Genomic DNA, 20,406 nt, shown 5'->3' with positions numbered 1-20,406 from the left:
CGATCTCGTGACCCCGGTCTCGGCCTACACCCCCGACAGCGGGGACCCTACCTTCGACGTCGAGTCGTACACGCTCGACCTGACGTACCGCGTGCGTACCAACCGCCTCGACGGGCGGGCGCTGCTGCACGCGGTCATGGCCCTCCCCACCGGACGCGTCCGTCTGGACCTGGTCGGCCTGCGCGCCAGCGCGATCCGGGTGGACGGCGACCCCGTCATCTTCCGGCACGATGCGCGGGGCGTCCACATCACCCTTCCGACGCCTCTGCAGCCGGGGGAGCGGTTCTCCATCGACGTGACCTACTCCGGCACCCCGCGGCCACGGCGAAGCCCGTGGGGGACGCTCGGGTGGGAGGAGCTCGACGACGGCGCCCTCGTGGCCGCTCAGCCGACGGGCGCACCGACCTGGTTCCCGTGCAACGACCGCCCCGACGATCGGGCCACCTACCGCGTGACCCTTGCGACGGACGCCCCTTACCGCGCCATCGCGACGGGGGTGCCGGTGGACGTCCGCCGTCGTGGCCGGCTCGAATCACGCACCTTCGAGCTGCGCGCGCCGACGGCGACCTACCTCGTGGCTGCGCACGTCGGACGCTTCACGATCGCTGAGGTGAGTATTCCGGGGGTGGCAGCGGAGCTCGTCCACCCGCCCGAACTCGCGGGACCGGCCGCGCAGGCTTTCGCTCCGCTCCCGCGGATGATGGCGGTCTTCGAGGACATCTTCGGCCCCTATCCGCAGGAACGCTGCACGATGGTCGTCACCCCCGACGTCCTGGAGATCCCGCTCGAAGCGCAGGGGATGGCGCTCTTCGGCGTCAACCACCTCGCACCGTCCTTCGAGCGGCTCATCGCGCACGAGCTCGCCCACCAGTGGGTGGGAAACAGCGTAGGCATCCGTGACTGGCAGGACATCTGGCTGAACGAGGGGTTCGCCTGCTACGCCGAGTGGCTGTGGTCGGAGCGTTCGGGCGGTGCGATCGCCGCCGCCCATGCCGCCGCGCATTGGGAGCGGGTGGCGGCAGAGCCGGCCGATCTCATCCTCTCCGACCCCGGTCCGAAGGCGATGTTCGATGACCGCGTCTACAAGCGCGGCGCGCTGACGCTGCATGCGCTGCGTCTGGCTGTCGGGGACGAGGCGTTCTTCGGGTTCCTGCGGCGCTGGACCACGGCGCACCGCCACCAGCTCGTCGGAACCGACGACTTCCGCCTCGCGGTCGCAGAGACCTTCGGGTCCGCGGCGGAGGCGCTTGTTCACCGCTGGATCGACGGCGCCGAACTCCCGCCGCTCGGTTGACGGAGGATCGCCGCGCTCACGACGAGATCGGGGGATGCGTCGACATCCCACCCCTCGGCGGCGCTCGTGCGGCGGGGGAGCAGGGCCCGCCAGACGCCGGTCGACACATCGTGGATGACCACGTCTGCCGGGTCGGCCCCCAGGCCTCGACCGTCGGCTTTCAGCGCGGCCTCGATCCGGGTCCACTCGCGCACGGTGCCGTGCCGCCCAGGGCGCGGCACGCCCTCCCACCCGGCGCTGTCGCGCGCGGCATCGACCCGCGACTCGGCATCGATTCCGAATCCGATGACCCCCGCCTGGAAGGCGACGGCAGCGACCGCGATCCGTCCGGCGTACGCCACGGAGCCTCGAAGCCGTGTGCCTTCCAGCACCACCGGTCCGTGCGGTCCGCCGCACCGCGGGCACGGGTTACGGATGCGAAGGTCGGCGGGGTTGCCTGCGAGCCCGGCGATGAGGGTCCAGGCGACGTCGCGCCGTGGCATCCCCTCACCTACCTCCGCCCAGTCGATGGCGAACCCAGGCGGATGAGGCGCCCGCGACTGTGCGCTCACCGTGCCGGCCGTCCGCTCACAGCGCGGGCGTGAAGGTCTCGATCGAGAGAAGACCGGAGCCCGGTGCGTCGGCGGAGACGTGGAGCACGGCGTACCCCGCCGGCTCGAGGGCCGGTGTCTTGGCCAGCATCCCCGGGAGCGTCCCCGTCGCCAGCACGACCTCACTGAGGATCGTGGGGAGCACCGGGCGGTGGCTGACGAGCACGACGGGCTTCCGGCCGCGCACCCGCTCCCCGATCACCCTTCGCACGTCGGCCGACCCCTCGTCCCAGGCGTCCTCGCTGATGTTGCGACAGAACTCCACCTTTCGACCGGCAGCGGCGGCGAAGGGGGCGACCGTCTTCACGCAGCGCACGGCGGGACTGGAGAGCACCTGTCGCACACCGAAGGCCTGCAGCTGGCCGACGAGCGCCGACGCCTGCCGCTTGCCGCGGACGGCCAGCGGGCGGTCGGTGTCCTTTCCCTCCCAATCCTCGCGCCCGACGGCTTTTCCGTGGCGGAGGACGACGACCGGGAAGGTCCGGGGCGGATCGCCTTCGCGGAGGGCCAGGAACCGCTCGAGGATGTCGACGTCGACCGGGTAGCTGAGCAGCTTCAGCGCCTTCTTCGGGGACCGCCACTCCAGGGCCGCGATCTCACGGTTGGGCACGAACGAGGAGGTGCGGATGGCCGTCTCGGTCGCCTCGGCCGCCCAGTAGTGCACGACCTTCTCGCGTTTGCTCGGCAGGTGGTAGCGGGACACCCCGACGGGTGCGCCGAGGCTCACCTTGATCCCGGTCTCCTCGTGGATCTCGCGCACGGCCGTTTCGGGGAGGGTCTCTCCCGGGTCGACCTTGCCCTTCGGCAGCGTGACGTCGCGATACTTCGTGCGATGGATGAGGAGGATCCGGAGCTTCCCCTCCACCAGGCGCCAGACGACGCCGCCCGCGGCCCAGACCGTGTCGGCCGTCATCGCACCGCCCGTGCGCGCCTGCGGCGCTGCACGTTCGTCATCGTCCGGTCCTGCAGATCGATCAGCGCCTTGCCGTCCTCGTCTCGGCTGTGACGGGTCCACTCGCCCTCGGGGCCGAGCCACCAGGAACTCGTCGCGTCGTTCATCGCGAGGTCGAACAGATCGGAGAGCTCCTTCAGATGCTGCTCGGCGGTGACGCGCACGAGGGCCTCGACGCGACGGTCGAGGTTGCGGTGCATCATGTCGGCGCTGCCGATGAAGACCTGCGGGTCGCCGTCGTGCTCGAAGGCGAAGATCCGCGAGTGCTCCAGGTAGCGCCCCAGGATGCTGCGGACGGTGATGTTCTCGCTCATGCCGGCGACGCCGGGCTTGAGCGAGCAGATGCCCCGCACCCAGATCTCCACGGGCACCCCCGCCTGGCTCGCCCGGTACAGGGCGTCGATGATCTGCTCGTCGACCATGGAGTTCACCTTGATCCGGATGCGGGCGCGCTTGCCCGCCAAGGCGTTCCGGCGCTCCCTGTCGATCAGTCGGAGAAGCCCCTTCCGCAGGTGCAGGGGCGCGACGAGGAGGCGCTTGAACTTCTTCTCGATCGCGTAGCCCGACAGCTCGTTGAACAGGCGCGTGAGGTCCCGCCCGACCTGATCGTTGGCGGTGAACAGGCCGAAGTCCTCGTAGATGCGGCTGGTCTTGGGGTTGTAGTTCCCGGTGCCGACGTGACTGTAGGAGCGCAGCACCCCGTCCTCCTCGCGGATGACGTGGGCGAGCTTGCAGTGGGTCTTCAGCCCCACGAGGCCGTAGACGACGTGGACGCCGGCCTTTTCGAGCTTGCGCGCCCACACGATGTTGGCCGCCTCGTCGAACCGCGCCTTGACCTCGACCAGCGCGAGTACCTGCTTACCGGCCTCGGCGGCGTCGATGAGCGCCTGCACGATCGGGCTGTCTCCCGAAGTGCGGTACAGCGTCTGCTTGATGGCGAGCACGTGCGGGTCTTTGGCGGCCTGCTCGAGGAAGGCCTGCACGCTCGTCGCGAAAGATTCGTACGGGTGGTGGACAAGCACGTCGGCCTTGCGGATGGCGGCGAAGATGTCGGCGCGTTCGTTGTTGTCGCCCGGCTGGAAGGCCACCGCCGTGGTGGGCAGGTGCGGCTTGTAGCGCAGATCGGGACGGTCGATCCGGGAAAGGTCGAACAGTCCTCGCAGGTCCAGCGGCCCCGGAAGGCGGTAGACCTCCTGGGCGGTGATGTCGAGCTCGCTGAGAAGGAGGTCCAGCGTCAGGTCGTCCATGTCCTCGGTGACCTCGAGGCGGATGGGCGGTCCGAACCTGCGGCGCAGGAGCTCGGCCTCGAGGGCCTGGATGAGGTTCTCGGTCTCATCCTCCTCGATCGTCATGTCCTCGTTGCGGGTGAGGCGGAAGGCGTGATGGTCGAGGATCTCCATGCCGGGGAAGAGGTCGTCGAGGTTGTGGGCGATCAGGTCCTCCAGCGGAAGGTACCGTACGCGCTCGCCGTCCCGGGCGACCTCGACGAACCGGGGCAGCATCGGCGGCACCTTCAATCGCGCGAACTCCTGCCTGCCGGTGCGGGCGTTGCGGATGCGGATGGCGAGGTTCAGCGACAGGCCGGAGATGTAGGGGAAGGGATGGGCCGGGTCGACCGCGAGAGGCATGAGGACGGGGAAGACCTGCGCCTGGAAGAAGTCGTACAGGGCGATGCGCTCGTCGGTGCTGAGATCGTCGTACGAGAGGATCTCGATCCCCTTCTCCGCCAGCTCCGGTCTCACCAGGCTCGTCCAGGCGTCGGCGTGACGCAGCTGGAGGGCGTGCGCGGCGGAGGAGATGTCGGCGAGCACCTCCTGGGGGGCTCGGCCGACGTTGGTGGGGACGGCGAGGCCGGTGAGGATGCGACGCTTGAGCCCGGCCACGCGCACCATGAAGAACTCGTCGAGGTTGCTGGCGAAGATGGCCAGGAAGTTCGCCCGTTCGAGCACCGGGAGCGAGGGGTCTTCGGCGAGCTCGAGGACCCGCTGATTGAAAGCGAGCCAGCTCAGCTCGCGATCGAGGTAGCGATCGTCGGGGAGCTCGGAGTCGAACGCCTCGGGAACGTCGAAGTCGTCGTCATCCGCATCGCCGAGGCCGGCGTCGAGCACGTCGTGTTCGATCATCCCCACATCATTGCAGGGTGAGGTGTCGCTCGCGTGAACAGGCGCGTCCGGCGTCGCTGTCGGCGCCGATTCCGGCGGCGGGGTCAGGCGTCCGTGCGCTCCCGGTTCGTGGTCCGCTCACGGGGCGCGGGGACCTGATCGTCCTCGTAGACGTTGAACCGGTAGCCGACATTGCGCACCGTGCCGATCAGCTGCTCGAGATCGCCGAGCTTGGCGCGCAGCCGCCGGACATGCACGTCGACGGTGCGGGTGCCGCCGAAGTAGTCGTAGCCCCACACCTCGCTCAGCAGCTGCTCGCGCGTGAACACCCGCGAGGGGTGCGTGGCGAAGAAGTGCAGGAGCTGGAACTCCTTGTATGTGAGGTCCAGGGGTTTGCCGTGCACCTTGGCGGAGTACGAGGACTCATCGATGCTGATGCCGGAGGTCTGGATGCGGGTGGAGACCTGCTCCTTCGAGACCCGGCCGATCGCCAGGCGGATGCGGGCGTCGACCTCGGCGGGGCCCGCGGTCACCAAAATGACGTCGTCGACACCCCAATCGGTGGACACCGCTGTCAGGCCGCCCTCGGTGACGACGAGGAGCAGAGGTGCGTCCAGGCCCGTGGTGTTGAGGATCTTGCACAGCGACTTGGCGCCGACGAGGTCGACGCGGGCATCGACGAAGATGACGTCGGCTGCCGGGGCGTTGACCAGCTGCGCCGGCTCGGCCGGGATGAGCCGCACGCGGTGACTGAGCAGTTCCATGGCAGGCAGGACAGGACCTGCTCCCTGCGTGGAGCTCAACACCAGAAGCTGTGCCACTCGCTGGACCGTCCTCCCGACGCTCTGAGGCGTCGTGCACTCTGACTTCACGTCGTGAAGCCCAGTGTAGGGCGTGACGGGTACCGGCCCGACGCGGTCGGCGAGCGGGGTGTTCTCTCCGGTCGGATAGGACACAATGAAGGGGATGTCCGAGATCGAGCTCGTCCCCCGCCGCACCATCGGCGGGATCATCGCCGTATGGGTGCTCGCGGCGGTCGCGGGAGTGGCGATCGGGGTGCTCGTGCCGGTGGAGTGGCGGGCCGCGTGGTTGACGGTGACTCTCGGCGGCTGCCTGATCCTCGCCTTCGCGGTGCAGCTCTGGTACGGGCGTTCTCAGGGTTTCACCGAGCGGGTGGCGGCCAGCGTCCTCGGCGCCCTGCTGGTGCTGGGCGTGCTGAGCATGGGCTTCGCGCTCGCCGCCGTCGTGACGGGCTAGCCTTCGCGGGCGGCGCTAGACTCAGGGGTATGGACCTGCTTGCGCTGGAAATCTTCTACCTGGGGTTGCTGGGTCTCGCGTCGGTCGCGATCGCGTTCGTGTCGGCTGTCGTGATCAAGAACCTCTACCGCGGTCAGCGCTGACGAGCCCTTCGTGCTCGAACTGCCGACCGACCTCCCCGCCGATCTCGCTCCTCTCTCGTGGCTACTGGGCGTGTGGGAGGGCACGGGCGTCATCGATTACGACACCCCTGAACACCACTACGTCGGAGAGTTCCGTCACCGGGTGAGCTTCAGTCACGACGGGGGAGACCACCTTAACTATTCGGCCCGGGCGTGGCTGCTCGCTCCTGCGCCCGACCCGCGGCCGCAGGAGCTGGTCTCCGAGATGGGATTCTGGCGCCTGTCGCGCGCGGCGACCGCTGCGGACGCGGGCCCCGGGCTCCTTCCCCCGATCGCGAGCGCCCCCGCGCGCACCGTCGACGACGTCGAGGCCCTGCGCACGCCCGAGGGCGACTTCGAGGTGGAAGCGGCGATCGTGCACTCCGACGGCGTCAGCGAGCTGTACCTCGGTCGCGTGCGTGGTCCGCGCATCGACCTCGCCACCGACGCCGTCGTCCGCACCGCGGGTGCCAAGCCCTACACCGCCGCCACACGGATGTACGGGCTCGTGGACGGCCACCTGCTGTGGGCCTGGGACATCGCCGCCGTCGGCGCCCGCCTGGGCGCGCACGCGTCGGCCCGACTGGCGAAGGCGGACTGACATGCTTCCCCTCATCGATCTTCCCGGTGCCGTCGTCGAAGACGGGGTGCTCCGGCACCTCGGCAATCCGCTCGGAGAGCAGCGCGCGCTGGCACACGGCCGCGCCGTCGCGCTCCTCGGCGATCGGGGGGTCATCGCCGTCGCCGGACCCGATCGACTGTCCTGGCTGGACTCGCTCACCTCCCAGGCGGTCGCCCATCTCTCGCCGGGCGAGAGCACCGAGATGCTCGTGCTCGATCCGCACGGACACGTCGAGCACGCGGCATCCGTCCTCGACGACGGCGAGACGACCTGGTTGATCGTCGACGCCGCTGACGTCGGGCCGCTGGCGTCGTGGCTGACGCGGATGCGGTTCCGGCTGCGCGTGGAGATCAGGGATGCGACCGACGAGGTCGTCGTGGTGGGGGGAACGGATGCCGCGGTGCGCGGTGTTCCCGCAGCTGAGGTGACAGGACGCCGGCTCGCGTGGCAGGACCCGTGGCCTCGCGTTCAGGTCGGGGGGCATGCCTACGGACCGCTCGAGCAGCACGCCGGTGAGGACTGGGACTGGACCGAGGCGCTCGTGCTCCCCGATGACGCCGCTCGCATGCTCGAGGACGCCCGCCGCGGTGAGCGGGACCTCGCCGGGTCGCTCGCCGCCGATGCCCTGCGCATCGCCGCGTGGCGTCCGCGCTGGCGGAGCGAAGCCGATGAGCGTGCGCTCCCGCACGAGGCCGATTGGCTGCGGACCGCGGTGCACCTGAGCAAGGGCTGCTACCGCGGGCAGGAGACGGTGGCCAAGGTGCACAACCTCGGCCATCCGCCGCGGCGCCTGGTCGCCCTGCACCTCGACGGCAGCGACAGCACGCTTCCCGCGCCCGGAGCCCCGGTCCGGACGGGGGAGGACGTGGTGGGTGCGATCACCTCCTCGGCGCTGCACTACGAGGAAGGGCCCATCGCCCTGGCTCTGGTGCGCAGGAACACCCCCATCGACGTCGATCTCGTCGTCGACACCGAGGACGGTGCGATCGCGGCCGCGCAGGTCGCCATCGTGCCGCCGGAGGCGGGCGCGGTCGCCGGAGTTCCGCGCATCACCCGACTTTCACGGCGGAAGGTCGCCGGGGCGTGATCCGGGCGCAGGCCTGATCGGTCCCCGTCAGACCCTGATCGGTCCCCGTCAGCGGGGAGCGACGGTTTCCCACGGGACCGTCATCTCGCCCAGGCGCCAGCGCCGACGGTCCAGGATCTCGACCCCGCGCGCCTGCAGCCCCCGCAGGGCTCCTTCCCACCGCTGGACCGGGCCGAACGGCGCGAGACCGGCGGCGCGCTCCCACTCGTCGTCCGCAGCCCGGAGCACGTCGTGGATCCGCTCGCCGGGCACGTTCCGATGGATCAGTGCCTTCGGGAGTCGCTCGGCGACGACCCCCGGCCGCTCGAGATCGGCCAGGCGCAGGGAGATCGTCAGGGTGCGCGGGCGCGAGGTGTCGTCGACGGCGACCCAGGTGGCGATCCGGCCCCGCTCGTCGCACGTGCCCTCGACGAGCACGCCGCCCGGCTGAAGGCGGGCGGTCATTCGCTCCCAGGCGTTGACGACCTCGGTCTCGTCGTACTGGCGGAGGACGTTCATGGCGCGGATGACCGCGGGCCGGCGTCCGTTCGGAAGGACAACCTCGAAGCCGCCGCGGTCGAAGCGCACGCGGGCGTCGCGAGCGAAAGAGGTCTCCCCGGCGCGGACCCGTGCGAGTTCCTCGCGGGCACGGTCCACCCGCGCCGGATCTATCTCGAGGCCCACGACCTCCGCGGCCGGGTGCACCGGCGAGATGCGGGACCACAGCTCCAGCGTCGTCCAGCCCCGCGCTCCGTAGCCGAGGTCGACGACGAGGGGGTCGTCCGAGCGTCGGAGGGCGGGGTGCCTGGCGATCCACCGGTCCACCCGGCGAAGGCGATTGGTGCCGGTCGTCCCCCGCGTGACGCGACCGATGGGAGCGCGTCCGCCGGTCATCCCTCCATGATGCCAGCGGGTTCGGGTGCGGCCGATGCGCTCAGTAGCATGAACGTATGACCGAGCCCTCTACGCTGATCCTCCTTCGTCACGGCCAGAGCGAGTGGAACGAGCTGAACCTCTTCACCGGGTGGGTCGATGTCCGCCTGACCGAGCAGGGCAAGGCCGAGGCCACCCGCGGCGGACAGCTCCTCGCCGAGTCGGGCCTGGCTCCCGACATCCTCTACACCTCGGTGCTCAGCCGCGCCATTCAGACGGCGAACATCGCCCTCGACGCGGCCGACCGGCTGTGGATTCCGGTGAAGCGCTCGTGGCGCCTGAACGAGCGGCACTACGGAGCACTGCAGGGGAAGGACAAGGCGCAGACCCTGGCGGAGTTCGGGCAGGAGCAGTTCATGCTCTGGCGCCGCTCCTTCGACGTGCCGCCGCCGCCGCTGGCCGACGACGACGAATTCAGCCAGATCGGCGACCCCCGTTACGAGGGCATCGACGGCGAGGTGCCGCGCACCGAGTCGCTCGCGCTGGTGATCGAACGTCTGCTGCCGTACTGGAACAGCGACATCGTCCCCGACCTGCAGGCGGGTAAGACGGTCCTGGTCACCGCGCACGGAAACTCGCTGCGTGGCCTCGTCAAGCATCTCGAGGGCATCAGCGACGCCGACATCGCCGAGGTCAACATCCCGACCGGGATTCCGCTGGTGTACCGCCTCGACGAGAACCTCGTGGCCGACGGGCCGGGGCAGTACCTCGACCCCGAGGCCGCGGCGGCCGGCGCCGCAGCCGTCGCCGCTCAGGGCGCGAAGAAGTAGGCATCCTGGAAACGCGGAACGGGCCCGGCGCATGCGCGGGCCCGTTCTTTCGTCAGGGGAGGGTTCAGGCGTTCGCGGCCTGGGCCTCTTCGAACGCCTCGCCGTGGCTCGCCCAGTCACCGGTGGCGAGGTAGATCATCTTCTTTCCGATGGATACCGCGTGGTCGGCGAAGCGCTCGTGGTACCGGCTCGCCAGGGTGGCGTCGACCGTCGCCGAGGCCTCGCCCTCCCAGCTGTCGGAGAGCACCTTCTCGAAGACGCTGACGTGCAGGTCGTCGATCTTGTCGTCGAGGTCACGGATGCGGTCGGTGATGGTCAGGTCGATGGTCCGCAGGAGCTCGGTCAGCAGGCGCGCCGCCTCGACATCGAGCTGACCCATCTTGGAGAACGTCGACTTCAGGCCCTTGGGGACCGCCCGCTCGGGGAAGCGCATGCGGGTGAGCTGAGCGATGTGCTCGGCGATGTCGCCCATGCGCTCGAGCGATGCGCTGACGCGGAGGGCGCTGACGACGATGCGCAGATCGCGGGCGACCGGCTGCTGCCGGGCGAGGATCTCGATCGCGAGCTCGTCGAGTTCGACGGTCTTCTGATCGATGATGAGGTCGGCGTCGATGACCTCTTCGGCCAGCGAGACGTCGCTGGAGCCGAAGGCGCGGGTGGCTTTGTCGATCGCCACCGTGACCAGCTCGGAGATCTCGACCAGACGCGACTGCACGTCCTCCAGCGACTGATGGAATACTTCGCGCATCGCAGCACCTTTCCTCGTGATGGTCTTCCGCGTCGGGCGGGCACGCGTAACCCCCGCGATTGTCGTCAGCGGAGGTTAACGAACGGTGCCCGAACAGTGAATAGTAGCGACCTCGCCCTCGCAGGGTCTTCCGTTGCGCCGGAGCGCTGGTGCCTGGCACTCTACGCTGGAACCCATGGACACGACGCAGCTCGCGCTGCTGGCCCTCCTCGCCGGGGTGGTCATCGGGGCACTCTTGAGCGGCATCGTCCTCATTTCCATGCGCGCCCGTGATCGCCTGCGTGCGGCGGATTCCCGCGAGCTGCCCGAGGGCATGAGCGAGGTGCTCCACGGCATGGACGACCCGGCCGTCGTGGTGGACAACTCCTTCACCGTCCTGGCGGCATCCGCCTCGGCGGCGCCTTTCCATCTGAGGGAGGGTGCGGCCCTTCCCGGCGACGACCTGCGCGTCCTCGTGCGCAAGATGAAGGATGACGCCACGTCGGCGTCCGCCACGCTGCGCCTGCAGCGGGGCGCGCCGCCCGCCGAGCCGCGACTGGTCTCGGTACGGGCGACACGGATCTCCCCGCGCCTGACGCTCCTGGTCCTCCGCGACATCACCGAGCGGGAACGGGTCGAGCAGATGCGGCGCGATTTCGTGGCGAACACCAGCCACGAGCTCAAGACCCCGGTGGGGGCGGTGAGCCTGCTGGCGGAGGCGATCGAATCCGCCGCCGACGACCCCGATCAGGTGCGGGTGTTCTCCTCCCGCCTGACGGCCGAGGCCAATCGGCTCGCGCTCCTGACCTCCCGCATCATGAACCTCTCCCGGCTGCAGTCGGCCGATGAGGCTCTCCGAGGAGCGCAGCGTGTCGGTCGACGAGGTCATCGCCTCCGCGGTCGACGCGCACACCCTGCAGGCGGCATCCGCTGATGTCGCGCTGACCCGAGGTGGCTCGCGCGGTCTGTACGTACGCGGCGACGGCCAGATCCTCAGCGAGGCCGTCGGCAATCTCATCGCCAACGCGATCGCGTACTCCCCGAAGGGGTCGAGCGTCGGTGTCGGGGTCAAGGCCGTCGAGGACATCGTCGAGATCGCGGTCACGGACCGCGGCATCGGCATCCCCGAGGCCGACCAGGAGCGCATCTTCGAGCGCTTCTACCGCACCGATCAGGCGCGATCGCGCCGCACCGGCGGCACGGGTCTCGGGCTCGCCATCGTCAAGCACGCCGTGCAGCGCCACGGCGGGGAGGTGCGGCTGTGGTCACGGCCCGGGCGGGGGTCCACCTTCACGATCCGGCTGCCCCTGGTCGAGCCGCCCCTGGATGACAGCCCCGGTCGTCGCCCCCGCCGCAAGCGTCCCGCCTCCGGGGTCGGCCGCACCGCGGCATCCGTCCCCTCCCGCCCCGTTCCGAACGGAGAACCCGAATGACCCGCGTCCTGCTCGTTGAGGATGAACCCGATCTCGCCGACCCGCTGGCCTACCTGCTCAAGCGGGAGGGGTACGAGGTCGAGATCGCTGAGGACGGTGCGGCAGCCCTCGCGGCATTCCGCGAGCGCGGGGCCGATATCGTGCTGCTGGATCTGATGCTCCCGAGCATGCCCGGGACAGAGGTGTGCCGGCAGATCCGGACCACCTCGACGGTGCCGATCATCATGCTCACCGCGAAGGACTCGGAGGTCGACATCGTCGTCGGGCTCGAGCTCGGCGCCGACGACTACGTCACGAAGCCCTACTCGGCGCGCGAGCTCCTGGCGCGGATGCGCGCCGTCCTCCGCCGTCAGCAGCAGACCGACTCGGACCTGCAGGATCACGTGCTCGTCGGCGGCCGCGTCGTGCTCGACATCGACCGGCACACGGTGAGCGTCGATGACACGCAGATCAACATGCCGCTGAAGGAATTCGAGCTGCTCGAGGTTCTCATGCGCAACGCGGGCCGGGTGCTCACCCGCGGTCAGCTGATCGACCGCGTCTGGGGGAGCGATTACTTCGGCGACACCAAGACGCTGGACGTGCACATCAAGCGGATCCGTTCGCGGATCGAGGAGAATCCCTCCGACCCGACGATGCTCGTGACCGTGCGGGGGCTCGGCTACCGCTTCGAGGGCTGACCCGCTGCGGGCGCGCTAGGAGGCCGGGACGAACGGCGCGAGGTAATCCTGCTCGCCGTCGAGGACCGGGACGTCGGCGAGGACCGTCTCGCCGTCGCCGGACTGGAAGCTCGCCGGCACGTCCGTGCCGGGGAGCATCTCGATCCCCTCGAGGAGGATCGGGTCCTCGCCGTCGACGCCGAGACTGATCACGGTGTTGGCGGGCACGCGGATGGTCTCGGATATGCCGCTGCCGGGCTCGCCGAACTCCATGCTGACGGTGTGGTTGTCGTCGGTGGAGTTGACGAAGGCGCCCAGGAGATTGCCCGCCGATCCGTCTTCGTTGGCCACGATGAGCACACTGCGGATCTGCACCGGCCCGCTCTCGGGCGAGATGATGATGCCGTCCGACGGGGAGTACTGGATGGTCGTGGCCTGCGTGGAGATGAAGGCGCACCCGCTCGCGCCGAGCAGGACGGCAGCGCCGAGGGCGCCGGCGGCCAGCATGCGCGCGGCGGTCCGGGTGCGTCCCGTGCCGAAAGTGCGGTTCAACGAATTCACGGATCCTCCCGGAACGGATGGCGGCAACCCTTGCATTCTATGGGGTGCGCCCGTCCGGGACGGGCCAAGCGGGAGTCCGGCGGGCGCGGCGCGGCGGTGGACCGGCGAACTCTAGCGCATGTCGCCTGTGGTATTCTGGGCGTTGCCGAAAGGACATAACTCCATGCTTTTTGAGGTTGGCGAGACGGTCGTCTACCCCCACCACGGGGCAGCGACGATCGCGGAAGTGAAGACCCGCATCATCAAAGGCGAAGAGAAGGTCTATCTGAAGCTCCGCGTCACACAGGGCGATCTCACCATCGAGGTTCCCGCTGACAACGTCGACCTGGTCGGGGTCCGCGATGTGATCGGCAAGGAAGGCCTCGAGCGCGTCTTCGACGTTCTCCGCGCTCCCTTCACCGAAGAGCCCACGAACTGGTCGCGCCGGTACAAGGCGAACCTCGAGAAGCTCGCTTCGGGTGACGTCATCAAGGTGAGCGAGGTCGTGCGCGACCTGTGGCGCCGCGATCAGGACCGCGGTCTGTCCGCGGGTGAGAAGCGGATGCTCGCGAAGGCGAAGCAGATCCTCATCTCCGAGCTCGCGCTGGCGGAGAAGACCGACGAGGAGAAGGCCAGCGTCCTCCTCGACGAGGTTCTGGCCTCCTAGTCGATAGCGTGGGGGTGTGACCATCACCCCCGTTCCCCGCGTCGCGATCATCGTCGTCGCGGCAGGCTCCGGCACCCGTCTCGGCGCCGGACCGAAGGCCTTCGTCGGACTGGACGAGCACACGATCCTCCGTCACGCCCTCGCCCGGGTCTTCGAGGCGGGAGCGGCGCAGGTCGTGATCGTCGCGCCGGCCGGTCGCGAGGGGGATGCCCTCACCGATGCGCTGGAGGCGGCGGGTGACCGGCGCGACCTCGTCACCGTCGTGACCGGCGGAGCCTCGCGGCAGTCGTCCGTGGCGGCGGGTATCGAGGCGCTGTGGGCCGACATCGACTACGTCCTCGTGCACGACGCTGCGCGCTGCCTGACGCCGTCCGACGTGTTCGACCGCGTCATGGCCGCGCTCGAGCTCGGTCATGCCGGCGCGGTGCCGGTGCTCCCGGTCATCGACACGATCAAGCGCGTGCAGGATGACCTCATCGTCGGGGTGGTCGATCGCAGCGAGCTGTCGGCGGCGCAGACACCGCAGGGTTTCCGTCGCGACATCCTCGAAACGGCCTATCGCTCGGCGACATCGGAGTTCACCGACGACGCGGCGCTCGTCGGTGAGGCGGGACACACGGTGCTCGCGGTGCAGGGCGACGCGAGGGCTTTCAAGATCACCACCCCCGATGACCTCGAACGCGCTCGCCGACTCGTCGCCGACCAGCCGCTGGCGGCGGTGGAGTCGTCCCTGCAGCACGTTCCCCAGTCCCCCCGTGTGGGGATCGGCACCGACGTCCATGCCGTCGGCGGCGACGGGAACCTCTGGCTCGCCGGACTCGAATGGCCGGGTGAACCGGCGCTCTCGGGGCATTCCGACGGAGATGCGGTCGCGCACGCGATCGTCGACGCGCTTCTGGCGGCCGCGGGTATCGGCGACATCGGCACGCACTTCGGCACCGACCGACCGGAGTTCGCCGGTGCGCACGCCGATGCCTTCCTCGCCCGCACGCACGCGCTCCTCGGTGAAGCAGGCTTCCGGATCGGAAACGTCTCGGTGCAGGTTCAGGCGCGGCGCCCGCGGTTGGCCGCACGACGTGCCGAAGCGGCGGCGGTGCTCTCGCGCGCCCTGGGCGGGGCGCCCGTATCGGTGTCGGCGACGACGACGGACGGCCTCGGCTTCACCGGTCGCGGTGACGGCGTGGCCGCCTTCGCCGTCGCCCTCGTCCTGCCCGCCTGAGCGAGGCCGCTCGGCGGGGGTCAGATGTTCCGGGTCAGGAAGACCGAGTGCGGATCGGGAGAGTAGTCGCCGAACGGCGCGCAGAAGCGGAATCCCTCGCTGAGGTAGAGCCCGCGGGCCGGGGCGAACGCCTGCGCCGAGCCCGTCTCCAACCAGACCGACGTCATTCCGAGCCGTCGGGCGCGCTCGATGAGGTGGCAGAGGATCAGTCGCCCCACCCCGCGGCCGCGGTAGGCGTCGGCGACCCGCATGGATTTCAGCTCCCCCCGAACGGCGTCGAGGGCCGCCAGGGCTCCGACGCCTGCCAGCGCATCGACGTCCCACGCCCCCCAGAGTTCGACCGAAGCGACATCCAGCGCCCCAGCGCCGAGCGCGTGCACGCTCTCCGCCGGCGACAGGCCCTGCATGTCGCGCAGGTGGAACTCGATGAGACGGCGCACCGCCGGATCGGCGACGGTGGCGGGTCGGAGGGTCACGGCGGTCATCAGCCCTCCACTGCGAACGGACGGGGATCTCGCGGTGCGCGCGATCCGCGGGCGAGGAGGGCCAGGCCGATCCCCAGCACGACGAGGCCGATCACCGCGAGCAGCGAGAGCCGTTCACCGAGGACTGTGAGCCCGAGGATCGCGGCGGTGAGCGGCTCACCGAGCGTGAGGGTCGCGGCGGTCGCTGCGGTGAGGCCGCCGAGTCCCCAGGTGAACAGGACGTAGGCGACGGAGATCGTCCCGAGACCGAGCCAGAGCGCCATCGCGAGCCCCGCGGGTTCGGCCAGCCATGACACGTCCACGAACGGCAGCACGGGCAGGGCCACGAGGGCCGAACTCGCACCCATCCCGCCGACGACGGTGAAGGGATCCCACCCCGCATCCAGCAGTCGCCGCTGCACGTTCGCGATGACGGCGAAGGATGCCGCGGCGCCGAGGGAACCCGCAAGGCCCGCCGGATCCGTTCCGCCGCCGCCGACATCACCCCCGGCTCCCAGGAGCACGACGCCGATCGTGGCAGCACCGGTCGCCACGGCCCAGGTGGCGGTGGGAAGACGTCTGGTGAGCAGCCACTCGAGCAGTCCCGCCATCACCGGGGCCGACCCCAGGGCCACCACTGTCCCGACGGCGACGCCGTTGCGTTCGGTGCCGAGGAAGAACAGCGGCTGGTAGAGCGCGAGGCAGATGCCGGTGACGGCCATGAGCAGAAGGGGGCGGAGGCCGAGACGCGGTGCAGGGCGTGCGTCTGCGGGACGCCGCCGGGCATGGCGTCGTGCGAGGAGACCGGCGAGCAGAGCGAGCCCGGTGCCGCCGATGACCATGCGCATCACGCCGATGGAGAGGGGAGTGGTGTCGTCAGGACCGAGGGCCTGCGACGTGCCGGTCGTGCCGAACAGCACCGCGGCGGCGAGGACGGCGAACACGTGCACCCTACAGTTCTACCGGCCCCGGCACCTCCGGCCAGGACAGCCCCGCGTGGGACCGACGGGCGCGCCGGTAGGCTGGGTCGGTGACTCTCCGGCTCTACGACACGAAAGCGCAGGCCCTGCGCGACTTCGTGCCGCTCGACCCCGCCGAGGTCAGCGTGTACGTCTGCGGACCGACGGTTCAGTCCGAGCCGCACATCGGGCACCTCCGCGGAGCCCTGAGCTTCGACATCCTGCGGCGGTGGCTGCGGCACCGCTACGGCCGGGTGACGTTCGTCCGCAACGTCACCGACATCGACGACAAGGTGCTGGCGAACGCGACGGACGCGGAGTCGTGGTGGGCGCTGGCCTACCGCATGGAGCAGCAGTTCTCCCGCGCCTACGCCGAGATCGGCATCCTCGCCCCCACCTACGAACCCCGGGCGACCGGGTCGATTCCGCAGATGATCGCCCTCATCGAGCGGCTCATCCAGCGCGGGCACGCCTATGCCGCGCAGGGCGATGTCTACTTCGACGTGCGCTCGTGGCCGTCGTACGGCGACCTCACCCGGCAGAGCCTCGACGCGATGGAGCCCGCGGCCGACGCCGACCCGCGCGGCAAGCGCGACCCCCGCGACTTCGCCCTGTGGAAGGGCGCCAAGCCCGATGAGCCCGAGTCGGCGACGTGGGAATCGCCGTGGGGGCCGGGCAGACCCGGCTGGCACATCGAGTGCTCGGCGATGTCGCGGCGCTACCTCGGCCCGGCGTTCGACATCCACGGCGGCGGTCTGGACCTGCGCTTCCCCCACCATGAGAACGAGCTCGCCCAGTCCGCGGCCTCCGGTGACGGCTTCGCGCGCTACTGGGTGCACAACGGACTCGTGACCGTCGGCGACCAGAAGATGTCGAAGTCGCTCGGGAACTACCTCCCGGCTGCCGACGTCCTCGGCGAGCAGGACCCGCTCGTCGTGCGTTACGCCCTGGCTGCCGCCCACTACCGCTCGAGCCTGGACATCACGGCCTCGAGCTTCGAGGAGGCGGCCGCCGCGGTGGAGCGGATCCGCTCGTTCCTCGAGCGCGCCGCCCGGACGCTCGCGCAGGCCGATGACGACACGGTGATGGCGGCGACCGTTCCGGACGCCTTCGCCGCGGCGATGGACGACGACCTCAACGTCCCGCAGGCTCTGGCCGTCGTCCACGAGCGGGTGCGCCAGGGCAATACCGCACTGGATGCGGGGGATAAGGATGCCGCGCGCGCGGCGTGGGCCGATGTCGCCGTCTCGGTGAGCATCCTCGGCATCGATCCGGAGGACCCCCGCTGGCGCTCGGGGGGCGGCGCCGAGGCCGCGGCGCTGGACGCACTGGTGCGGACGATGATCGCGCAGCGCGCACGGGCGCGCGCCGAGAAGGATTGGGCGAGCGCGGACCGCATCCGCGACGCGATCGCCGCAGCAGGCGTGGTCCTGGAGGACACCGCCGATGGAACGCATTGGAGTCTGACGAATGGCTAAGCCAGGGAACCCCTCCGCCGGTCGCGGCAAGAAGAAGGGCGCCACGAAAGGGTCGGGAGGAAAGAACCGCCGCTCTCTCGAGGGTCGGGGACCGACACCCAAGGCCGAGGATCGCGCCTGGCACCCCGCGGGCAAGCGCAAAGCCGCAGCCGAGCGGTACGCCGCCGCAGGCGGCAAGGGACGCTCGAGCGGCGCCGGCACCTCCGCGGCGCGCCGGGCGCCGAAGAGGGACGAAGACACCGAGAACGTCACCGGCCGCAACTCCGTGCTCGAGGCGCTCCGCGCGAAGATCCCCGCCACCGCTCTCTACATCGCTCAGCGGGTGGAGATGGACGATCGGGTGAAGGAGATGCTCGCGATCGCGACGCACCGCGACATCCCGGTGCTGGAAGTCACGCGTCCCGAGCTCGATCGGATGGCGGGATTCGACGGCGTGCATCAGGGCGTGGCGCTCAAGGTGCCGCCCTACGAGTACGCCCACCCGCAGGATCTCCTCGAGAAGATCATCGACAGCGGTCAGACCCCGCTGCTCGTGGCCCTCGACGGCATCACCGACCCGCGGAACCTGGGAGCGATCATCCGCTCCACCGCGGCGTTCGGCGGACAGGGGATCCTCGTGCCGCAGCGCCGCTCGGCGGGAGTGAACTCGGCGGCGTGGAAGACCAGCGCGGGGGCGGCGGCCCGTGTGCCGGTGGCGCTCGCGGCCAACCTCACCACGACGCTGAAGGAGTTCAAGAAGCAGGGCGTCTTCGTCCTGGGCCTGGACGGCGGGGGAGACATCGCCCTCCCCGACCTTCAGCTCGCAGATCGACCTGTGGTGATCGTCGTGGGCTCGGAGGGCAAGGGCCTGTCACGCCTCGTGACGGAAACGTGCGACCAGATCGTGTCGATCCCGATCTCCACGGCTGCCGAATCCCTCAACGCCGGCATCGCGGCATCCGTCGCCCTCTACCAGGTCGCGACGCTGCGCGCCCCGAAACCGACGGGATGACCCGAGGCGGCGTCCGGCTTCGTCGAGACGCCGCCCCGGGCACGTCACCCGCAGGCGGGGCGCGCTACTTCTTGTACTGGTACGGGTTGTAGAGCACCTCGACCTCGGGGATCTCGGGGTGCATCCCGGCGACCCATTCGTCGCCGACCTCGCGCTCGAGGTAGGACACCGTGTCGTCGAGCTTGGCCTTCACATCCGGCAGGTCGCCGGCCACGAGCCGCCCGTCGGCCTTGACGACCTCGCCGCCGACGAGCACCGTGTGCACGTCGCCACGCTGAGCCTGGTACACCACCTGACCCCAGGGGTTCACCAGCGGCGCCCAGGTGGCGGAGTGCTCGTTCTTCAGCAGCACGACATCGGCGAGCTTGCCCTTCTCCAGCGATCCGATCTCGCCGTCCTTTCCAAGGGCCTGCGCCCCGCCACGGGTCGCCATGTGCACGACGTCCTCGGCGCGCAGCTTCACGTGCGTCACGGTCTCCGCCGGCTCGAGCTGGTGGGCGAGGTAGTGCTCGAGGGCACGATCGGCGTTGACTGTCGCCCGCATGGCGGAGAACAGGTCGGCGCTGAACCACACGCTGGTGTCGACCGAGAGGGAGGTGGGGATGCCGTACTTGCGCAGCTGGTGCACGGGCGGGTAGCCCTGACCGCACGTGTCCTCGGATTCGGTGGCGAGGGAGACGTTGCCGCCGGTGGCCGCGATCTTCTGGTACGAGTCGGCCGACAGCGTCGCGGCGTGGACGTAGGTGAACCCCTCGTCCATCACCCCGGCGGCGTAGGCATTGCGGATCCCCCAGTCGTTGGTGGCGCCCCAGACGCCCGCGTGGGTGGTGACGCGCAGCCCCAGGTCCTTCGCGACGTGGTAGGCGGCGAGCTCGGGGAAGTTCTCGTCCTGGTTCGGCACGTCGAAGGCGATCTGCGTGCCGAACATGCGCGAGTCGTCCCGGGAGGCGGTGAGGATCTTCTGCACCTCCGGATCGGCGGTCCACTCCCACGGGGAGACGTGGATGTTGCCGTAGGCGAAGACGAACCGCCCGGGTGAGTTCGCCAGGGCCTCATAGGCGGCCCACCCGTGCTCGGGCGTGCGCAGGCCGTGCGACCAGTCGACGCTCGTCGTGACGCCGGATTCGACCGCGTCCAGAGCCGAGATGAGGTTGCCGGCCGCATAGTCCTGGGGGCGGAACTTCGCGCCGTGCTGGAGGTAGTACCAGACGAAGTACTGCGTCAGCGTCCAGTCCGCTCCGTAGGCGCGCATGGCGGTCTGCCACATGTGCCGGTGGGTGTCGACCATGCCGGGCATGAGGATGCCGCCGGCGGCGTCGATCTCGAAGGTGTTGTCGGGGACCGAGAGGTTCGTTCCGACCTCGGCGATCTTCCCGTCGACGACGAGGACATCGCCGTCGGGAAGGACCGTGTGGGCGTCATCCATGGTCAAGACGATGCCGTGACGGAACACGATGGGCTGGCCGCTCTGCGGCAGCGGGGTTTCAGGCATAAACGCTCATCCTCCTTGACGGGCGGTTCG

20 protein-coding genes and 1 pseudogene are annotated in these 20,406 nt (G+C 70.0%); 11 read left to right on the top strand and 10 right to left on the bottom strand.

What is annotated here, in order from left to right:
* The first annotated feature begins 7 nt into the window (after nucleotides 1–7).
* Complete coding sequence (locus QSU92_RS03085) at nucleotides 8–1,294, top strand: M1 family metallopeptidase (protein WP_289264739.1); 1,287 nt, start codon at nucleotides 8–10, stop codon at nucleotides 1,292–1,294.
* Here QSU92_RS03085 and QSU92_RS03080 read toward each other — a convergent pair.
* The 4 genes from QSU92_RS03080 to QSU92_RS03065 form a co-directional block, all read right to left on the bottom strand.
* Nucleotides 1,252–1,776 carry a 4'-phosphopantetheinyl transferase family protein gene (locus QSU92_RS03080; RefSeq protein ID WP_289264738.1) on the bottom strand — a complete coding sequence of 175 codons (525 nt, stop codon included), beginning with the start codon at nucleotides 1,774–1,776 and terminating at the stop codon, nucleotides 1,252–1,254. The two genes, QSU92_RS03085 and QSU92_RS03080, sit on opposite strands and share 43 nt — an antisense overlap.
* 85 nt (nucleotides 1,777–1,861) lie before the next feature.
* A complete protein-coding gene (locus QSU92_RS03075; RefSeq protein WP_289264737.1) occupies nucleotides 1,862–2,797 on the bottom strand; it encodes an NUDIX hydrolase in 936 nt (311 codons plus the stop codon).
* A complete protein-coding gene (locus QSU92_RS03070) occupies nucleotides 2,794–4,959 on the bottom strand; it encodes an RNA degradosome polyphosphate kinase (RefSeq protein WP_289264736.1) in 2,166 nt (721 codons plus the stop codon). Before QSU92_RS03070 ends, QSU92_RS03075 begins: the two co-directional genes overlap by 4 nt.
* A gap of 83 nt (nucleotides 4,960–5,042) precedes the next feature.
* Complete coding sequence (locus QSU92_RS03065) at nucleotides 5,043–5,759, bottom strand: winged helix-turn-helix domain-containing protein (protein WP_289264735.1); 717 nt, start codon at nucleotides 5,757–5,759, stop codon at nucleotides 5,043–5,045.
* Nucleotides 5,760–5,904: 145 nt separating this feature from the next.
* On the opposite strand from QSU92_RS03065, the gene QSU92_RS03060 reads away from it, so the two are divergent.
* From QSU92_RS03060 to ygfZ, 3 genes are all read left to right on the top strand, one after another.
* Nucleotides 5,905–6,195 carry a hypothetical protein gene (locus tag QSU92_RS03060; protein WP_289264734.1) on the top strand — a complete coding sequence of 97 codons (291 nt, stop codon included), beginning with the start codon at nucleotides 5,905–5,907 and terminating at the stop codon, nucleotides 6,193–6,195.
* Nucleotides 6,196–6,348: 153 nt separating this feature from the next.
* On the top strand, nucleotides 6,349–6,957 hold the full coding sequence (locus QSU92_RS03055) for a nitrobindin family protein (protein ID WP_289264733.1): 609 nt from the start codon (nucleotides 6,349–6,351) through the stop codon (nucleotides 6,955–6,957).
* Between the two features lies 1 nt (nucleotide 6,958).
* Nucleotides 6,959–8,065 carry a CAF17-like 4Fe-4S cluster assembly/insertion protein YgfZ gene (gene ygfZ, locus QSU92_RS03050; protein WP_289264732.1) on the top strand — a complete coding sequence of 369 codons (1,107 nt, stop codon included), beginning with the start codon at nucleotides 6,959–6,961 and terminating at the stop codon, nucleotides 8,063–8,065.
* Between the two features lie 48 nt (nucleotides 8,066–8,113).
* Here the strand turns inward: ygfZ and QSU92_RS03045 are convergent, their stop codons facing one another.
* The gene (locus QSU92_RS03045) at nucleotides 8,114–8,938 is read right to left on the bottom strand and encodes a class I SAM-dependent methyltransferase (protein WP_289264731.1); all 825 of its coding nucleotides are present in this window, start codon (nucleotides 8,936–8,938) and stop codon (nucleotides 8,114–8,116) included.
* A 56-nt stretch (nucleotides 8,939–8,994) separates the two neighbouring features.
* Here QSU92_RS03045 and QSU92_RS03040 point away from each other — a divergent pair, with 56 nt between their 5' ends.
* Nucleotides 8,995–9,747 carry a phosphoglyceromutase gene (locus tag QSU92_RS03040; protein WP_289264730.1) on the top strand — a complete coding sequence of 251 codons (753 nt, stop codon included), beginning with the start codon at nucleotides 8,995–8,997 and terminating at the stop codon, nucleotides 9,745–9,747.
* 64 nt (nucleotides 9,748–9,811) lie between these two features.
* Here QSU92_RS03040 and phoU read toward each other — a convergent pair whose 3' ends face one another.
* Nucleotides 9,812–10,495, bottom strand: a complete 684-nt coding sequence (gene phoU, locus QSU92_RS03035; RefSeq protein ID WP_124293807.1) for a phosphate signaling complex protein PhoU — start codon at nucleotides 10,493–10,495, stop codon at nucleotides 9,812–9,814.
* 175 nt (nucleotides 10,496–10,670) lie between these two features.
* On the opposite strand from phoU, the pseudogene QSU92_RS17600 reads away from it, so the two are divergent.
* Nucleotides 10,671–11,907, top strand: a pseudogene (locus QSU92_RS17600) (sensor histidine kinase).
* Nucleotides 11,904–12,587 (top strand): response regulator transcription factor, encoded by a 684-nt coding sequence (locus tag QSU92_RS03025; protein ID WP_289264729.1) that lies wholly within the window; start codon nucleotides 11,904–11,906, stop codon nucleotides 12,585–12,587. Before QSU92_RS17600 ends, QSU92_RS03025 begins: the two are co-directional and overlap by 4 nt.
* A 15-nt stretch (nucleotides 12,588–12,602) precedes the next feature.
* Here the strand turns inward: QSU92_RS03025 and QSU92_RS03020 are convergent, their stop codons facing one another.
* On the bottom strand, nucleotides 12,603–13,127 hold the full coding sequence (locus QSU92_RS03020) for a DNA modification methylase (RefSeq protein WP_289264728.1): 525 nt from the start codon (nucleotides 13,125–13,127) through the stop codon (nucleotides 12,603–12,605).
* Nucleotides 13,128–13,290: 163 nt separating this feature from the next.
* Here QSU92_RS03020 and QSU92_RS03015 point away from each other — a divergent pair, with 163 nt between their 5' ends.
* Together QSU92_RS03015 and ispD are read left to right on the top strand one after the other, a co-directional pair.
* Nucleotides 13,291–13,773 (top strand): CarD family transcriptional regulator, encoded by a 483-nt coding sequence (locus QSU92_RS03015; RefSeq protein ID WP_124293803.1) that lies wholly within the window; start codon nucleotides 13,291–13,293, stop codon nucleotides 13,771–13,773.
* A gap of 16 nt (nucleotides 13,774–13,789) precedes the next feature.
* Nucleotides 13,790–14,992 (top strand): 2-C-methyl-D-erythritol 4-phosphate cytidylyltransferase, encoded by a 1,203-nt coding sequence (gene ispD, locus QSU92_RS03010; protein ID WP_289264727.1) that lies wholly within the window; start codon nucleotides 13,790–13,792, stop codon nucleotides 14,990–14,992.
* Between the two features lie 20 nt (nucleotides 14,993–15,012).
* Here the strand turns inward: ispD and QSU92_RS03005 are convergent, their stop codons facing one another.
* Nucleotides 15,013–15,477 (bottom strand): GNAT family N-acetyltransferase, encoded by a 465-nt coding sequence (locus QSU92_RS03005; RefSeq protein ID WP_289264726.1) that lies wholly within the window; start codon nucleotides 15,475–15,477, stop codon nucleotides 15,013–15,015.
* Nucleotides 15,477–16,406: a DMT family transporter gene (locus QSU92_RS03000; RefSeq protein WP_289264725.1), complete on the bottom strand. Its 930-nt coding sequence runs from the start codon at nucleotides 16,404–16,406 to the stop codon at nucleotides 15,477–15,479. The genes QSU92_RS03005 and QSU92_RS03000 overlap by 1 nt, the downstream gene beginning before the upstream one ends.
* A gap of 80 nt (nucleotides 16,407–16,486) precedes the next feature.
* On the opposite strand from QSU92_RS03000, the gene cysS reads away from it, so the two are divergent.
* Together cysS and rlmB are read left to right on the top strand one after the other, a co-directional pair.
* Nucleotides 16,487–17,893 (top strand): cysteine--tRNA ligase, encoded by a 1,407-nt coding sequence (gene cysS, locus QSU92_RS02995; protein WP_289264724.1) that lies wholly within the window; start codon nucleotides 16,487–16,489, stop codon nucleotides 17,891–17,893.
* Nucleotides 17,886–18,884 (top strand): 23S rRNA (guanosine(2251)-2'-O)-methyltransferase RlmB, encoded by a 999-nt coding sequence (gene rlmB, locus QSU92_RS02990; protein ID WP_289264723.1) that lies wholly within the window; start codon nucleotides 17,886–17,888, stop codon nucleotides 18,882–18,884. Before cysS ends, rlmB begins: the two co-directional genes overlap by 8 nt.
* Nucleotides 18,885–18,948: 64 nt before the next feature.
* Here rlmB and QSU92_RS02985 read toward each other — a convergent pair whose 3' ends face one another.
* Nucleotides 18,949–20,376: an amidohydrolase family protein gene (locus QSU92_RS02985; RefSeq protein WP_289264722.1), complete on the bottom strand. Its 1,428-nt coding sequence runs from the start codon at nucleotides 20,374–20,376 to the stop codon at nucleotides 18,949–18,951.
* Nucleotides 20,377–20,406: the final 30 nt, after the last annotated feature.

It is taken from the genome of Microbacterium sp. ET2, from assembly GCF_030347395.1.
GTDB lineage: Bacteria > Actinomycetota > Actinomycetes > Actinomycetales > Microbacteriaceae > Microbacterium > Microbacterium albipurpureum.
Note: the sequence above shows the minus strand (reverse complement) of the source record. Positions and strands in the feature narration are given on the sequence as shown.